The sequence below is a fragment of the Streptomyces sp. NPDC053426 genome (genome assembly GCF_055585405.1).
The window spans coordinates 54,697-72,321 of sequence record NZ_JBVJKE010000001.1 but is presented as its reverse complement, the minus strand read 5'-3'; the positions used below and the strand labels follow the sequence as shown (position 1 = coordinate 72,321).

At 67.6% G+C, this 17,625-nt stretch carries 7 protein-coding genes and 2 pseudogenes; 5 read left to right on the top strand and 4 right to left on the bottom strand.

Annotated features, from left to right (window positions below):
• Positions 1-243 precede the first annotated feature (243 nt).
• Positions 244-822 (bottom strand): hypothetical protein, encoded by a 579-nt coding sequence (locus ACZ62B_RS00280; protein ID WP_469688970.1) that lies wholly within the window; start codon positions 820-822, stop codon positions 244-246.
• Positions 823-1,191: 369 nt separating this feature from the next.
• On the opposite strand from ACZ62B_RS00280, the gene ACZ62B_RS00275 reads away from it, so the two are divergent.
• Entirely contained in the window at positions 1,192-10,224 is a 9,033-nt protein-coding gene (locus ACZ62B_RS00275) for a golvesin C-terminal-like domain-containing protein (protein WP_469688968.1), read from the top strand.
• A gap of 98 nt (positions 10,225-10,322) precedes the next feature.
• Here the strand turns inward: ACZ62B_RS00275 and ACZ62B_RS00270 are convergent, their stop codons facing one another.
• The 3 genes and pseudogenes from ACZ62B_RS00270 to ACZ62B_RS00260 all read right to left on the bottom strand — a co-directional run bounded on the left by ACZ62B_RS00270 (position 10,323) and on the right by ACZ62B_RS00260 (position 11,991).
• Positions 10,323-11,414 (bottom strand): hypothetical protein, encoded by a 1,092-nt coding sequence (locus tag ACZ62B_RS00270; RefSeq protein WP_344556808.1) that lies wholly within the window; start codon positions 11,412-11,414, stop codon positions 10,323-10,325.
• A gap of 58 nt (positions 11,415-11,472) precedes the next feature.
• Positions 11,473-11,637, bottom strand: a pseudogene (locus tag ACZ62B_RS00265) (fic family toxin-antitoxin system, toxin component); the annotation flags it as partial.
• Positions 11,638-11,775: 138 nt separating this feature from the next.
• Positions 11,776-11,991: a reverse transcriptase N-terminal domain-containing protein gene (locus ACZ62B_RS00260; RefSeq protein WP_344556810.1), complete on the bottom strand. Its 216-nt coding sequence runs from the start codon at positions 11,989-11,991 to the stop codon at positions 11,776-11,778.
• Between the two features lie 628 nt (positions 11,992-12,619).
• On the opposite strand from ACZ62B_RS00260, the gene ACZ62B_RS00255 reads away from it, so the two are divergent.
• The 4 genes and pseudogenes from ACZ62B_RS00255 to ACZ62B_RS00240 all read left to right on the top strand — a co-directional run bounded on the left by ACZ62B_RS00255 (position 12,620) and on the right by ACZ62B_RS00240 (position 17,081).
• Entirely contained in the window at positions 12,620-13,732 is a 1,113-nt protein-coding gene (locus ACZ62B_RS00255; RefSeq protein WP_469688965.1) for a tyrosine-type recombinase/integrase, read from the top strand.
• A gap of 114 nt (positions 13,733-13,846) precedes the next feature.
• Entirely contained in the window at positions 13,847-14,605 is a 759-nt protein-coding gene (locus ACZ62B_RS00250; protein ID WP_403301273.1) for an SMI1/KNR4 family protein, read from the top strand.
• A gap of 51 nt (positions 14,606-14,656) precedes the next feature.
• Positions 14,657-15,465 (top strand): IS5 family transposase gene (locus ACZ62B_RS00245; protein ID WP_469688963.1). Its coding sequence is split into 2 segments (ribosomal slippage): positions 14,657-14,989 and positions 14,992-15,465, totalling 807 coding nucleotides; the frame shifts between segments, so codons are not numbered across the junction.
• Between the two features lie 202 nt (positions 15,466-15,667).
• Positions 15,668-17,081 (top strand): annotated as a pseudogene (locus ACZ62B_RS00240) (IS701 family transposase).
• Positions 17,082-17,625: the final 544 nt, after the last annotated feature.

Genomic DNA, 17,625 nt, shown 5'->3' with positions numbered 1-17,625 from the left:
GACCTGCCAGGTCACTCACGCGGTAGTCACCGGAGAGCCGGATGATCGGGAAACCGTCATGTCCGGTTCGGCGGGAGGCGGTGCGGAAAGGAACTCGCCTTCATGGCGGGCACCTCGCCGCGCGGCCGACCAATCGATCTTCGCCGCTGCCAACTCCAGCCCCGGCCGAGCCGTCAGACCCTTCGCCCAGGGTCGGGGACTGGCGCTTTGACCTGCGTATATGCCTGCAGGAGTGGCAAGAGGTCAGTTGGACGCCTCGGGCTCCGGCGCGGGCAGGGGCGTCGAGCAGGTCGCCCGGCCGAACCCACCGCTGGCCGTGGCGCTCTGCATGTGCCGCCCGCGCACGGCGACCGCGCAGCGGACCTGACCGCCCTGCTCGCCCAGAGTGATGCTGATGACAGGGTTCTGACCGAGAGGCACCTCGACCGTCTTCCTCCAGGGCAGTCGGGCGCCGGAGACGGTCTCCGCCGTGCCCTGCTCGCTCCCGCCCTGGTAGCTGAGGTCGACGGTCCCCTCGCCGGTCACCTCGTACGTCACCGGCGCGGTGGGGATCCCGGGCTCGGCCTTGTCCTCGTCGCCGCCACGCACCACACCGAACAGCGCGACGCCGAGACAGAGTACGAGGAAGCCGACGGCCGCGATCAGCACGGGGCGGTTGGAGCGGGTCTTGTGTCCGCCGTCCTCGGTGTCGACCGGGGGAGTCCCGCCCTGTCCGTCGCTCCCGGCGTCGGCCGTCCCGGTCGCTCCGGGAGCGTCCGCGTCCGCCCCCGCGTGCTCGACGGTGGACGTGGAGGGCCCAGCCTCGCGCGTCTCGCTGCTCATCCAAACTCCCCTCGGCCGCAGGCCCGGACGGGCCCCGCCCGATCCAAAAGGGGTGAGGAGGCCCCTGTCAACCGATCCTGGTCCCCGGTCAGGGTTGGCCTGATCTCAACGCGTCACGCGCGGGAAGGTCCCGTGAAGAAGAGGGAAAGCAGCAGTTCAGACGGCAACTGTCATAGCTTTTAGGCGAGTTGCGTAGATCGTCTGTGCGCTTGACATGGACAGGGTGTTCTTTGTTAGGACTCTCGGCTGCCAACTGCCATCCGGCAGATGGTCCTTGGTTCCTTCGAAGGGAAACCGATGCACAGACCACGGGCCGTAAGGCTCTTGGCCTCGAGTGCGGCGCTGGCGGTCCTCGCGACCGTCGCACCGGTGACACCGGCATTCGCGGCACCACCCGACACGGGACGACTCGCCGACAGCCTCCGCGGTCTCTTCGCCGACGGGGACACCGAACCCGCTGATCCGCCGGAGCTCCCCGACACCGATGTCCCGGCCAGTGACAAGCTCGCCAAGGCGAAGGACACGCCAAAGGCCAAGCGCGTCAAGGAGCTGACGGACCGGCGGACGCCGTACTCCCGTCACTGGCGCATGTCGGACGGGCGGGTCCAGTCCGAGGTCTCGGCCATGGCCACCGCCTACGAGACGGGCAAGGGCGAGGACTCCGAGTGGAAGCCGATCGACACCGCGGTCACCGGCACCGACCGCAAGGGCTTCGAGAAGGCGAACACCACCAACCTCGCCCGCACCTACTTCGGCTCGCGCCCCGGTGAGCTGGTCCGTTTCGAGCTCGACGAGGGCCACTGGGTCGCCATCGGCCTCAAGGACGCGGGTGCCGCGAAGCTGACCCCGGCGGTCGACGGCAACAAGGTCACCTACCAGGACGCCCTGGGCCAGGGGATCGATCTCTCCTACACGGTCGGCAACGGCAGCGTGAAGGAGGACATCGTCCTCAACGAGCGTCCGAAGGGCACCCCCTCCTTCGAGTTCACGCTCACCACGGGCGGCCTGACCGCGAAGTCGGAGAAGAACGGCACCATCTCGCTGTACGGCGAGAACTCCCCCGTCGGCGCTCCCGCGCTGGTGATTCCCGCGCCGTTCATGACGGACGCGAAGAAGGACGCCGGCTCCGCGTACGGCACCACCGGCACCGACGCCGTCCGCCAGGTGCTGTCCGGCAAGGAGGGCTCGTACGGCATCAGCCTGAAGCCGGACGCCGAGTGGCTGGCGGCGCCGGAGCGCCAGTACCCGGTGACGGTCGACCCGACCGTCACGATCGCGCCGACTCCGACGCAGTCCGCGGACGCGATGATCTCCTCGGACGACCCCAGCGCCAACTACGCGGACCTCTGGCGCCTTTCGGTCGGCAACACCAGCACCGGCACGTCACGTGCGCTGCTGAGGTTCGGGCTGTCCGGCATACCCGTCGGCACGCAGCTGGATTCGGCCGAACTGAAGCTGTACTACGACCAGACGCACACCACCGGCGCCACCGAGGTCCAGCTGGAGGCGCACCGGGCCACCACGGCCTGGACCGAGACGGGCGCGACCTGGAACAGCGCCAAGGACATCACCGGGGAGCTGTCCGGCACGTCGGTCCTCGTCGACGACGGCGACTCCGGCACCACAGCCGCCCAGGGCGCCTGGCCCACCTCGGGGAACACCGCGTACACCCAGTACGCGATCGGGCAGGACTACCGGTACAACAAGGACGCCACGGCGGGTGACACGTACACCTGGCAGCCGAGCCTCCCGGAGGACGGCGAGTACCAGGTCGACGTGCACTACGTCCCGGCCTCCGACCGCGCCGCCGACGCGCCCTACACGGTGGCGTACGACGGCGGCAGCAAGACGTACCGGGTCGACCAGCGGGCGGGCACCGAGGGCGTCTGGAAGCCGCTGGGCAAGCACCCGTTCACGGCCGGCACCACCGGCCGGGTCGTGCTCGGCGACGGCCCCGCCTCGACCTCCACGGCCGTCCTCGCGGACGCCGTGCGCTTCACCAAGGGCGGTGTCGTCACCAAGCAGCCGCAGGCGGTCAACACCTGGCACTCCTTCCCGGTGACCAGGACCGTCCAGCAGTGGCTCGACGGCACGTACGACAACCACGGCTTCGTGGTGAAGGCCGCCGACGAGTCCGCGAACGCCCCCAAGGGCGGCCCGCGCTACGAGGCCGCCGAGTACGCCTACAAGGGCGAGGTCGCCAACTACCCGAAGCTGGTCCTCACCTGGGGCAACCAGGGCGTCGACGTCAACCCGCCGAAGGTCATCCACTCCACCGGTGCCGAGCTGAACTGGCCCGCGTACACCGACCCGTCGACCTCGCCGAGCGACGACATCGTCGAGTACCAGGTCCACCGCAGCGTCTTCCAGCACTTCAAGCCGTCCTCGCAGACCCTGGTCTCCCCCGTCGCCAGGGACACGCGCGCGTACACGGACACCTCGGCCCGGCCCACCCCGGCCGACTCCGCCGAGGAGTTCGGCGACGCGTACTACTACATGGTCGCGGTGAAGACCGCGAACGGGCAGGTCCTCCCGTCCGCCACGGAGCTGGTGCGTCTGCCGAAGGCCGGCCGCACCACGGTGGTGCTGCAGTCCGGGCAGAGCGACACCACGCTCTCCTCGGCGGAGCCGTCCACCGGTCACGACACGCTCACCGACGCGGGGGTCGTCCATCCGTGGCTGTCGGTGGGCAACAACTCGGCCACGTACGGCACCACCCGTGCCGCGCTGAAGTTCCCCGGCGTCAGCGAGATCCCGAGCAACGCCCGGGTCCTCGAGGCGCAGCTGAACATGTGGGGCTTCCAGACCACGACCGACTCGAACGGCGCGGTCTACGAAGCTCGCGCCCTGACCCGTGACTTCGACGAGGCGACCGCGTCCTGGACGAAGGCGGACGCCACCACGTCGTGGACGACGGCCGGTGGTGACATGGACGCCGCCGTCTCCGACACGGTCGGCACGGTCACCAACGACCCGGCACAGCAGTCGTGGTACATCACCTCGCTGGCACAGAGCTGGATCTCGGACCCCGCCGGCAACCACGGCGTGGCGGTCAGGCTGCGCGACGAGTCGACGGCCGGCCCGCGCGAGCGGACGCTGTTCCTCTCCTCCGAGGCCGAGGAACCCCAGCTGCGCCCGCAGCTGGTCGTCACGTACCTGACGAAGTCGACGGAGGCGACGTACCACGCCCCGTACACGCCGTCCCGGATGATCCCGGGTGACGAGTACACCGTCGACGTCACCCTCACCAACACCACCACCGGCATCTGGGCGGCGGGCGACCACGCGCTCTCCTACACCTGGTCGCTCCCGGACGGCACCGACGCCACCACCGGCGGCAACCAGCTTCAGACAACGCTGCCGGACGAGGTCCTGCCCGGCGACTCGGTCACCGTGCCGGCCAAGCTGAAGGCCCCGATCAACTCGGACTCCGGCAACAAGCGCCTGGACTACGTGCTGAAGTGGGGCCTGAAGAACACCACGACCGGCACCTGGCTGTCCGACAGCGACGGCATCGCCCCGCTGGCGCAGAACGTCCGCACCGAGGACCCGACCTCCAACCAGCTCGGCCTGGAGAAGTTCTACTCCTACGCGGGCAAGAACACCGGCGCGGGCTCGTCGCTGATGACGAACCTGTACGCGGGCAACAGCGTCTGGCAGTACAACGCGTTCTCCAACCCGGGCCGCGGCGTCACCACCTTTGCCCGGTTCGCGTACAACTCCCAGGACACCTCCGACACGGTCCTCGGCCACGGCTGGTCGGCCCAGGCCGCGATGCCGCTGCGCCTGGGCGCCGCGCTGGACTTCCACCCCAACCCGAACCCGACCGAGGTCACCCTCCCCGACGGTGACGGCACCGCCCACGTCTTCCGCAAGCAGGCGGACGGGACGTGGCTGGCACCGGCGGGCGTGCACTACCTGCTGCGGCAGGGCACCGGCGTGGACTGCACCCCGGACAAGGACGGCGACCCGAAGGCCTGGTCGCTGACCCGACCGGACCGCACCCAGTTCTTCTTCGACTGCGATGGCTACCTGACGTCGATCGTCGACAAGAACGGCAACACGCAGACGTACACGTACGCCGAGCGCAAGTCGAACAACAAGCCGGTCAAGTTCCTCACCTACATCGAGGACCCGGCCGCGCGTCAGTCGCTCACGGTCGAGTACTACACGAAGGCCGACACCAACAGCCCGAAGATCATCGACCACGTCAAGTCGATGACCGACATCTCGGGCCGGAAGGTCACCTTCGAGTACTCCGACCAGGGCCTGCTCACCACCCTCACCGACGGTACGGGCAGCGCGCAGCCCAAGGTGTTCCGCTTCACCTACGACATGGAGCAGGGCAACAAGAACGCCAAGCTGGTCAAGGTCACCGACCCGCGCGGCAACTCCACCTCGCTGGACTACTACTACCCGAGCGAGGGCGATGACCCGAAGTTCCACTGGAACACGCAGACGCTGACGGACCGCCTGGGCGGGACCACCGGCTATGTGTACACCGATCCGGACGGCACGGCGGGCTCGGTCGTCAACACCAAGGTGACGGACGCCGAGAACCACGACACGCAGTACGTGCTCGACGGGTACGGCCGCGCCACCCAGATGACCAACGCGAAGTCCGAGACCACCAAGACGGCCTGGGACGCCGACAACAATGTGACGCGCCTGGAGGAGGCCAACGGCGCGGTCACCACGTGGAAGTACGACACCACCACCGGCTATCCGCTGGAGATGAAGGACGCCGAGGCCAACAAGAACGGCACCGCGGCGCAGACCCTCACGTACTCCTACGGGCTCGACGGCCATATCGCGGACCTCTTCGAGAAGAAGTCCCCGGAGGGCCGCACCTACCGGTTCGGCTATGACACCAAGGGCAACCTGACCTCGGTCACCGACCCCAAGGGCGTCGCATCCGCCGCCGAGGGCGACTACACCTCGCGCACGGAGTACGACGCGCTGGGCCAGGTCATCAAGGAGACCGACGCCAACGGGCACGCCACGCAGTACGGCGAGTTCGCGCCGGCCGGCTACCCGAAGACCATCACGGACGCGGCCGGTCACCCCTCGCACTTCGTCTACGACGTGCGAGGCAACGTCACCAAGGTGACCAACGCCCAGGGCGCCGAGGTCACCCAGACCTATGACGTGTTCGGCAGGCCGCTGGAGAAGCGCGAGCCCAAGGACCAGAAGGCAGGCGAGTTCATCGTCACGCCGGAGCCGGTCTATGACGCCAACGACAACATCACCAAGGCCTTCGCCCCCAACGGGACGGAGACCACGGCGGTGTTCGACAAGGCGGACCAGCGGATCGAGTCGGTCAAGCCGTCCGACGAGCCCGGCGGTCCGGTGCGCAAGTCCACCTCCGTCTACGACAAGGTCGGCAACCTCGTCTCCGGTACCGGCGCACAGGGCAACCTGACGGCGACCGAGGGCGACTACACCGCCACCACCACGTTCGACGCGATCTACCAGCCGATCGAGATGGTGGACGCCGAGGGCAACAGGGCGACGGTGGAGTACGACAACGTCGGCAACGTCGTCAAGGTCGTGGACGCGCGCAAGAACGCCACCGCGAACGCCGACGACTACACCACGCGCTACGAATACGACCTGAACCACCGGGTCAAGCGCACGGTCGACGCCCTGGAGTGGGCCACCTCGGTCCGCTACGACAAGGACGGCCTCCAGATCGCGCAGACCGACGCGGAGGGCAACGAGTCGCTCGCGACGTACGACGAACGCGGCGCGCTCGTGGAGTCCAAGGTGCCGGTCAAGGAGGACGCCTCCGGCAACATCACCTACCGCACGACCAAGTACGCGTACGACCAGGTCGGCAACCGTACGAAGACCATCACCCCGCGCGGTGTCGCCACCGGTGACGACGACGCGGACTTCATGTCGGAGACGGTCTACGACGAGCTGAACCGGGTCAAGGAGGAGCGCTCGCCCTACGACAAGGACGAAGTGCTCTACTCCTCACCGGACTCGGTGTTCTACGAGTACGACTCCGTCGGCAACCTGCGGTCGGTCTCGGCTCCCCCGTCGGAGGGCCAGACGGTTCGCAACGTCACCGATTACACGTACTTCGACAACGGCTGGACACGTACGGCCAAGGACCCGTGGGACATCACCACGGCCTACGAGTACAACAAGCTCGGCCAGCAGACGAAGAACACGCTGACCTCGGCGGGCGGCTCCCAGCAGCGCACCATGACCTGGGACTACTACCCGTCGGGCAACAAGAAGGCCCACTCGGACGACGGTGTGCCGGTCGGCAACCAGGTCGTCCTGGTGGACAGCTCGGACTTCAACAACACCGCGACCCAGGGCAACTGGTCGCGGACGCAGGCCGAACAGCAGTACGGCTACGACACGTACTCGCACCCCGCGGGCACCGGCACCTCGTCGCTGTCCTGGCAGTTGAACATCCCGCGGAACGGCACCTACGAGGTGTTCGTCCGCTACCCGAAAATGACGGGTGCCGCCTCGGACGCCAAGTTCAAGGTCGACCACGACGGCGGCAGCACCACAAGAACCGTCGACCAGACCGCGAACACCGGCGCGTGGGTCTCGCTCGGGTCCTACGCCTTCGTGGAGGACGGTCCGCAGAAGGTCACGCTGACCGACGCCGCCAATGGCACGGTGCTCGCGGACGCGGTGAAGCTGGTCCGCTCGAACTCCGGTGAGACGGACGACGAGAAGAAGGACTTCACCTACAGCTACAACGCGAACGGCAACATGGCCGAGGTCCGTGACCTCTCGCCGGGCGCGAAGATCGACACGTACAAGATCTCGTACGACGGCCTCAACCACATCACCAAGGTGGAGGAGCTCGCGGGCGGCACGGTGAAGAACACCACCTCGCTGACCTACGACGAGAACGGCAACCCCGTCACGTCCACGCACGATCTGACCTGGACGAAGATCGAGTACGACGAGCGCGACATGGTCAAGAAGGTGACCAACGCCGATTCGCCCACCGCGGGCGATCAGCAGATCACCACGATGACCTACACCGGGCGCGGCCAGCTCCTGAAGCAGACCAAGCCCAACGGCAACACGCTCGACATGCGCTACTACCCCGACGGGTCGGTGGAGCAGTCGCTCGAGAAGACCTCGGGCGGCACCGTGGTGTCGCAGCACGACCTGGAGTACTCGCCCAACGGGCACCGCTCCAAGGACGTCCTGAAGCTGATGAACGCCGATGACAACTCGGCCTACATCAACAACACGTACACCTTCGACTACGACCCGCAGGACCGCATCACCAAGGTCACCAAGAGCGGCGACGACGCGTCCACCGAGTCCTACCGCTACGACCGCAACAGCAACATCATCGAGCAGACGGTGGACAACGTCACCACCACCCAGCGCTACGACCGCAACCGCCTGTTGTCGGCGAGTTCGGGCGGGGTCACGTCCACCTACAACTACGACCCGCTGGGCCGGCTCGACACCGTCAGCACCGGCGGTCAGACCGTCGAGAAGCACTACTACGACGGCTTCGACCGTGAGGCGAAGGTCCGGCAGGGCGTGGGCGCCACCGCGGTGACCACCTCGTACGTCTACGACCCGTTCGACCGGACGGTCTCCCAGACCACCTCGGGCGACCAGGGCAAGACCACGGCGTTCACCTACCTCGCCATGGACAAGACGCTCGTGCGCGAGACGGTCGACGGCAAGGCGGACAAGGACTACCAATACATAGCCGGTGGTCAGCGCGCCACGCAGATCAAGCACAAGGACGACGGCAGCAAGGAGGTCTCGCAGTACGTCACGAGTCCGCGCGGCGACGTCGAGGCGATCACGAAGGAGGACGGCAAGACCCGCTCCACGTACGGCTACACGGCCTACGGTTCGGACGACTCGTCCCAGATGACCGGTGCGGACAAGCCGGGCAGTGGCACCGAGGGCAAGAGCGACTACAACTCGTTCCGCTTCAACTCCTCGCGCTGGGACGGTGCCTCGGGCACGTACGACATGGGCTTCCGCAACTACGACCCGGGGCTGAACCGCTTCCTCACCCGGGACTCGTACAGCGGCGCCCTGGCCGACATGTCCCTGGCCACCGACCCGTTCACCGGCAACCGGTACGCGTTCGCCGGCGGCAACCCGATCAGCTTCGTCGAGCTCGACGGGCACCTGTTCGGTCTGTCGCTCTCGGACATCGGCCATGCCACGCTCGACGTGGTCGGCCTGGTCCCCGTCGTCGGCGAGGTCGCCGACGTCGCCAACGGCATCTGGTACGCGGCCGAGGGCAACTATGTCGACGCCGCGCTGTCGTTGACCTCGGCGATCCCGCTCGCGGGGTACGCGGCCACCGCCGTCAAGGCCGGCCGCTACGTCGAGAAGGGCGTCGAGGCGGTGGACTCCGCCAACGACGCGCGCAAGGCGGTGGACAACGCCGGTGACGCGGCGAACGCCGCGAGCGACGCCCGCAAGGCGGACGGCGTGGACGCCCCGACGACGAAGTCGCCGGACAGTCCGCAGGCACCCGCCTGCAAGGTGAACAGCTTCCTGCCGGGCACCCAGGTCGTCCTCGCGGACGGCACCACCCGGGCCATCGAGAAGCTGGAGGTCGGCGACCTGGTCGTGGCCACCGACCCGGAGACCGGGGACACCCGGGCCCGGGAGGTCACCGAGACGCGTGATCACGAGGGCGCCAAGGAGCTCGTCACCCTGACCGTCGACTCCGGCGGCAAGGGCAAGGCGCTCAAGCTGACCTCGACGGCCGCGCACCTGTACTGGCTGCCGGACTTCGGCACGTGGGTCCCGGCCAAGGACCTCAAGTCCGGTATGTGGCTGCAGACCTCGGCCGGTACCTGGGTCCAGATCAGTGCGGTCGACACCGCCCACCGCTCGGCCAGGGTCTACAACCTGTCGGTCGAGGGCGTCCACACGTACTACGTGGGGTCGGGTACCGCCGCGGTCCTGGTCCACAACTGTGGCTACAAGGACGAGGCGGTCAGGGCGCAGCAGCGCGCCCAGGAACTCGCCGGTCAGCTCCACTTCTTCAAGGAGTCCATGGTGACCGTCGCGGTCATCGGGGTCCGGAAGAAGGGCACCAAGGACATCGTCGAGAAGGTGGGCATGAGCTCCGGTCAGAAGGGCGACCTTCTGAACCTCTCCGACGGCCAGTCGTTCGTGCCCGGCAACCTGGTGCCCGGACGTGTGACCAAGAAGGGCAATCCCGCCTACGAGCACGCTGAGGAATCGGTGTTCAGGTGGCTCGAGGAGAACCCGGACTACGAGGTGCTGTACGGCGGCACGTCGAAGAACGTGTGCTCCGACATCTGCGCACCGCTCGTCGAACAGAGCAAGATGAAGCTCGACGGTGAGGTGTTCGGCGGAGCGTCCGACAAGACCGACTTCCGGACGTTCTGGCGCTTGAGGCGCTAGGAGACACCGGCGCCACCTCCAGTGGCGCCGCCGGACACGCAAGCAGGACGCCCGGCCGGGGAGCTTCCCCGGCCGGGCGTTCGCGTCGCGGGACGCGCTCAGCTCGCGTCGGTCAGACTCCACAGGTGCACGGCCGTGCGGTCCTCGGCGAGGGTGGCCCACAGGCCGGGCCCGGCCGGCAACGGGCTGCCCGGGACCGGCAGGGAGTAGACGATCCGTCCGCGCAGGGCGAGTGTGCCCGGGTCCACGAGCCAGTGACGGGGCTCGGTGGTGTGCCCATCGGTGCTGACGACGGCACCGTCCTCGTAGGGGTAGGCGCCCTCGTAATCCCAGCGCGCCATGTCCTCACCCGGCGCGGGTGGCACGACATCCCTGGCGTTGAGGCGTCCGGTCTCCTGCGCGCCGGGGGACTCGTGCAGATACAGCGCCCACTGGCCGGGATCCGTGCACAGGAAGTGGCCACCGGACGGGCTGACGTCCTGCAGCAGTACCCCTTCGATGCGTTCGAAGCTCAGGTCCGTACCGTCCCAATGCCCCCACAGGGAAGGGGAGTCCTCATGCCCCTCACCGACGGTCAGTCCCATGTACGAGCCGTCGGGATGCGGGAAGTGCGCGGACGCCGAACCCACGGTCGAGGTTCTGGTCCGGCCGAGCACCGACCCGTCGGCGGCGTCAAGGACCAGCCACTCCTCGTGCGGCCAGTCCTGTGCGTGCCGCACATGGGCCCACACCAGCTTGCCGTCCGGGCTGAACGCGGCGGAACCGCGGTCTGCGTGCCGATGCCGCGGGTCGTCCGCGTACTCCTCGAACGAGGCATGGGCCGCCGTGCACTTGGCGGCGGACCAGCACCCGTGCGGGAGCTCCCAGTGAACCTTGCCCGTCCGGTCCACGGCCCGTACGGCGTGCACGCCGCTGAACACGGCGAGGCCGCCCGTGGGAGAGACGGTGACATCGCCGAAGGGCCGAGGCCAGGGGGCGGGGAAGCGGAACTCGGCGCCGTGCTCCTGACCTGTCGGGCCGAGCCCGACCATGGCGAGCTCGTCGTCCCCGCGCTGGACGAGCAGCCTGTGACCGGGCCCGTACTGGATGCGCGGAGCGTCGGCGTCTACGGCACCGAGGGGGGCGGGGACCGTGGCAACGAGGCGGGCCGTGTGTGCCACAGCGGCCGCGTCTATGGGATCGGTGGACATGGATGGCATGCTTCCACACCCGAGTGGCAGGTAGCGTGCCGCCGCGGGGAGAGCCGCGTCAGGTGGCGGCGGGCCAACTGCGCAGCAGGGCGGCGATCTTCCCGGCGGTGCGGGCCGGGTCCAGGAGCAGGTCCTTGAGGGCGAGGGCGTCCTCGCGGGCGGGTTTGACGGTGATCCCGGCGGCCTCGAGGTACATCACGCCGGTGGCGGCGGCGACCTGCAGGATCCAGGGGACGTCGATGTGCGGGTCCATCAACGCCCGACCTCGCCCGTGCCGGACGATCACGTGCTGACGATCTCGGCTTCGACCAGCCCGAGCCCACCAGCTACTGCCCACGCCAGAGCCTATGACCTGCAATTTTCAGGACGGCGCGGGCTCATTGCTCTTCGGGATGAACACTCGCTTGACCGGCCTGGCCTTCCACGGCTTCGACGACCGATGGATCTCAGTCGCCAACAGCCCTCTCTCCTTCGGCGTGAGGGCCCGTTCCCCGTCGATGCCGGCGGTCATGCGGCCACTGCTCTGCTGCGTCACCCGCTTCACGCCGATCAGCGTGTTGCTGCGGCTTCGCAGCATGAGCTTCTGTAAGTTGCGGACCTTCTTGAGGTCCCCGTCCTGCGTGCCGTGAAGGTCCTCTGCCTCAGCCGCCGTACGTTCTCCTCGCAGGTGGCCCGGTCGATGCCGTGCCGGTCCAGAGACGGCGGATGAGTTGCCACCCGTCGACCGTTTTGGCGATCACTTGACCTGATGCGGCGTCAGGTATGTCGGCATCTGATCAGTATCAGTCCCTGCATGTTCCTGGACGGCTGTCCGGGCAGACGCCTGGTCGGCCGCGTCACAACAGCCTGGTTCGCGCGGAAGTGCAGGCGGGGAGCCTTCTCCCCAAAGTGAAACGATGTGCCTCACGACCCTCGACTCCGACGCGTGCCCGTGTAGAGTGAATGCCGCCCTTGACCTGCACAAAGCAGGCAGGGAGCCGTCTTCCAGGAGTCCAAAGTGCTGCGTACTCTGTTCAAGTCCAAGATCTAGCGTTTGGGTGTTTCCGCAGGTCAGAGCCCTGGTTGCCGCCTCCAGGTCAGCAAACGGTCAGCATTAGGCCGGACGGTGTCCGGCATGCTGACCTGCGCCTACGGCAGGGGCCTCCTGCGCCGCTCATCGCTCTGCTCGGAAGGCTTGATGCGTGGCTCGACAGCTTGCTCGTGGGATGGGGTCGTTCTTCAAGGAGTGCGGTTGTTCCAGGCCGACCCGCTGCCCGCACCCGTACACGATTCGGTTCCGGGACGCTCTCGGCAAGCAACGTGAAGAAGCCGGCTACGACACGCAAGACGACGCGATCGAGCGTCTTACTCAGATCTACGCGGAGAAGAAGACCACGGCACCATCCGTCGCCGAGGTTCGCCGAGAACTCGGTCAGCAGACGATCATGGAATACGCGAAGCAGTGGCGGCCTCGGCAGCGCAAGATGACGGAGTACTCGACGGGATGGCACGTGGACAGCTCCATCAACGTGCACATCATCCCTCGTCTCGGGTCGCGGAAACTGAACTCGGTTACGCCCATCGTGGTCGAGCGCTTCCTGGACGAATTGGAGACGGACGGGGTGGGGCGCGGAAACCAGGTGAACATCTTCCGCGTCCTCAAGGCGATCCTCCGGGACGCGTATGGCAAGGGTGCTATGGCGGACGACCCTGTGAGGGGAGTCCAGGAACCGGAATACGTCCGCGAAAAGGTGGTCATCCCGTCTCTCGCCTACGTGAAGAAGGCCCTGGCAGCCGCTGACGAAGATCTCGCGCTTGAGATCGTCATGATGGTGGGCTGCGGCTTGCGGAACGGGGAAGCCCGGGCAGTGAACGTCAACAACGTTGTGGCGGATGACGTCTACCGGGTGCATGAGCAGATCCATTCCAACACGCACAGGCCGGCGAAGCTGAAGCATCGCAGGGCGGGGGAGTTCCGGGAGGTTCCTCTGCCGCGCTCGGTGCGGGAGGCGATGGAGCGGTACGAGGAGCAGCGCGGCACCACGAAGGAGGGCTATCTGCTGCGCGGTCCGAGCGGCTACTACACGGAGCCGATGGAACGCCGCCGTGTGCAGAAGCTCTTCAAGGACCTGCCTGCAAAGGACGGTGTCGGCATGTACGGCTTCCGACACTACTTCGCCTCGAACGCGCTCGGGAACGGGATACCGATCACCGACGTGGCGGAATGGATGGGCCACAAGTCGATCGAGGAGACGTATCGCACCTACCGGCATCTGATGCCGGGGAGCATCACCAAGGCCGCCCGCATCCTGGACGCTGGCCTGTGGGACGCGGCCTGAGGCCGCAGCAAAGCCTGTCGGGGCTGCCCTCCGGTTTGAGCTCGTAACACGATCTTGGTCGACAGCCTCAGGGCATCTTGATGTTGCGGCATGAGCCTCCGGTATGTTCGTGGCATGAGTGGCAGCTTCGACGTGGCGCAGTCTCTGGACGGCGGGGTCTGCAAACGGGACCGGGCCTGGGCGTTCATCCGCAGCTTTGCTGCCGGTTGGGGTGAGCCGTTGGTCGACGTCGACTCTCTTACGGCGGAGCTGGCGCGGGCCGAGGCGACGTTCGGTTGTTCGCTGCCGGCCTCGCTGCGTGAGTTCTATGCGCTCGTAGGGGCCCGACCCGACTTGGTCAGCAACCAGGACCCTCTGCTGCTGCCGCACGAGATGTTTGTGCACGACGAGTGCGGTGGTGTTCTCGTGTTCCGCAGTGAGAACCAGGGGTGTGCCTTGTGGGGCGTGCGCCTTGCCGACCTTGACCAGGAAGATCCGCCGGTGCTCGTTCAGGCACAGCACGGCTGGGTGCCGTTCATGGACCGAGTGTCCCTGGCCTGCGTCGAACTCGTACTGAGCGAGGCACTGTTCGGCGATGAGGGACGTCTGTATAACGCGTGCGAACTGCCTGCTGACCTGCTCAGAAAGGTGCCGGAGTATTTTCAGCACGTCCCACTGCCGGACTACCCGATGTGGACGGGACCGGAGGACTCTCCCGTGCGTTGGTTCTCCGCACCGGGCAAGCTGCTGCGGCAAGACGGCCTGGGTGCCCACAGCTGGCTCCATGCCCGGGGCCGCACCCGTGCCGACTTGGATGCGATCTGCGCGACCATTCCCGGACGGTGGTCCCTGGGATACACCGACCCAATGAGCGCTGAGCCTCTGCCCTTCTGAAATGTACTGGTCGGGCGTGACGGGTCTGGCGGTTCGGCCGTTCGTGGTGGTGTGAGTACTCGGCCGTGGATCGTGGACGACGCACTGTGGACGCTGATCGAACCGCTGCTGCCGCCCTGGCCCACGCGGTCGCCGGGGCCGCGACCAGTGGCCGACAGGCTCTGTCTGCAGGGCATCCTCTATGTCCTATACAACGACATAGCCTGGCAACTCCTGCCGCTGGAGCTGGGCTTCGGCTCCGGACAGACCTGCTGGCGGCGCCTGGATCGTTGGCAGCAGGCTGGTGTCTTCGAGAAACTGCACCGCCTCCTGCTCGCCGAGCTGAACGCGGCCAGCAAACTCGACTGGTCCCGGGCGTGCGTGGACGGCTCTCACATCCGCGCGAAAAAGGGGGAGCTGCGACCGGCCCGTCGCCGGTCGACCGACGGAAGACGGGCAGCAAGCACCACTTGATCTGCGACGGCAAGGGCACCCCGCTGCACGTCATCACGACCGCCGCCAATGTCAACGACATCACCCAGACCCTCGACCTGGTCGACGGCATCCCGCCCATCGCGGGACGGCCCGGCCGACCCAGGCGGCGACCCCAGGCCGTCCTGGGCGACAAGGCGTACGACTCCAAGGCCGTACGCCGACAGCTACGGCACCGCAGGATCCTGCCGGTGATCTCCCACAAGGGTGCCCCGAACATCAAGGGCCTGGGAAAACTCCGCTACGTCGTCGAGCAGACCTTCGCCCTGCTCCACCAGTTCAAACGCCTCGCCGTCCGATGGGAACGACGCCTCGAACTCCACGATGCGTTCGTCTCGTTGGGCTGCAGCCTCATTTGCTGGAGGCGCCTCAAGAAGGCCGGATCATGATCGTGTTGCGAGCTCTATGGAACTCCCGTCCTGCCGCTTGATGGCCGTTACACCCGCAGAGTCAGTTGCCGCTCGCTGAGATCGAGACGTTGAGAGCTGACTACCGGTAGTTCGTTAAATCCGGTGATGGTGTGGGTTGACTGCAGGTGGGGTTGGTCGTAGGTCGGTGAGAAGAAGTCAACTGCTGTGCTGAGGGCTGATGATGACCGCTCGCCGCCCGTGTCCGCCCGCGCCGGGGCTGTTGGAGGAGTACGCGGCCCGGTTCGACGACCTTTTCTTCAGCCTGGCCCAGCGGCGGGGCTTTCGTGAGTACCTGACCGGGCTGCCGGCGCCGCGGGAGCGGAACAAGACGATCACCTGTCTGGCAGGGGCGGAGCCGGTGGCGGGTGCGGGGATGCCGGGGGTGCAGCGGCTGCAGTTCTTCCTGTCCGAGTCGCCCTGGGAGGCCGAGCTGATCAACGACCGGCGGCTTGAGCTGCTGTTAGAGCAGCCGGCGACAGCTCCGCACGATGGCGGGGTCATCGTGATCGACGATTCCGGGGACCGCAAGGACGGCACGGCGACCGCGCACGTGGGCCGGCAGTGGCTGGGCCGGGTGGGTAAGACCGACAACGGCATCGTCACGGTGACCACGGTGTGGACCGACGGCCGCGTGTACTACCCGCTGCACGCGGCTCCCTGCACCCCCCGCCCACCACTTCGCCCGCGGCCGCTCCGACCCGGTCTTCCGTACGAAACCGCAGCTTCCCGCAGCCCTCGTGGCCCACGGGAAGGAGGCGGGCTTCGGCTGCCGGGCGGTGGTCGCCGACTGCGCCTACTTGAGTCAGCGACGACTGGTACCTCGCACTGCGCGAGGCCGGCCTGGCCTACGTGGTCGCCCTCAAACCGCACCGCGGCACCTGGGCTCCGGCCGACCAGCCGCACACCCCCATCGAAGCCGCCCACGCCCTGGCCTGGCACGATGCCAGACATCCAGACGACTGGACACCCGTTAAGCGTCACTTCCGCAACGGGCACACCGAGACCTGGTGGGCCGCCGATGCCCGCCTGGGCGGCTACGGCCCCGACTCACCCTGCCGGCTGGTCGTGGCCACCACCGACCCGGCCGGCCTGCCGGAGAAGGCCACCTGGTACCTGGCCACCAACCTTCCCCACCCCGACGCGCCCCACGCCACCAGCAGCCCGCACCCGCCAGCCGGCCTCGCCGAGATCGTCCGCCTCCACGGCCTGCGGCCGTGGATCGAGCAGAACTACAAACAGATCAAGGACGCGAACTCGGCCGAACCGACTTCCAAGTCCGCTCCGACCGCACCATCCGCCGCCACCAGACCCTGGTCAACTGCGCCTTCTCCTTCTGCTGGAACCAGTGGTTCGCCCCACCCGGACCCCTGGACGCCACTGCGCCGGACCCGTGCCCCGACGAGGGGTCAGAGAGGGGGCCCAGCCATACCCCACCAGCCCCAACAGCCCTGCTGGCCGAGGGCGTTACGGGCCGTCCGTTCCTGGTTCACCCCCGCCGTCACCCTCAACCGATGGTGGCGAGCCTGGACGGACACCGACCCGCCCTCCGAACTCCAGGCACTGATCGACGCGGTCACCACCGGATACGGCATTGACCTCTACCTCTGGATTTAACGAACTACCGGTAGAACGCTCAACCACAACTCCGTCACCTCGACCGCGTCAGCGAGTAACCCGCATGGCCGCATCCGCGTTGAACCAGCATGGCCATGACGATGATGCCACTCGCGCCGACCAGTGGCGGCAGCGAAACAGCTCCCCGCCCCGAACTGGAGCCGATCCACACCGAACTCGCCGCACGCTGGTAGAGCGCGGGCCGTACCGGGCCGGACGGACGAAGAGTGGGCGGTCCTCGCCCGCCACTTCCCTGGCCCGTACGCTGACCGCGCGGTGCGGGCACGGTCCCCACCGGCACCCGTACCACACCCGCAAGGAGCCCGCCGACGCCGTACGGCACCTGCGCTCCCGGGCTGCCGGACCGGCACACCGTGGTTGGGCCCACCGGTCCGGCAGCCCCACCAGTTCATCAACTGTCCACGTGTGCACGCAACGGCGCCCGGCAGCGCGAGGGCCCCGACCGCTCGGGGAAGATCGGGTGCTCCGCCCATGGGTAGCTGACGCGGCCCCGATGCCGGGCGC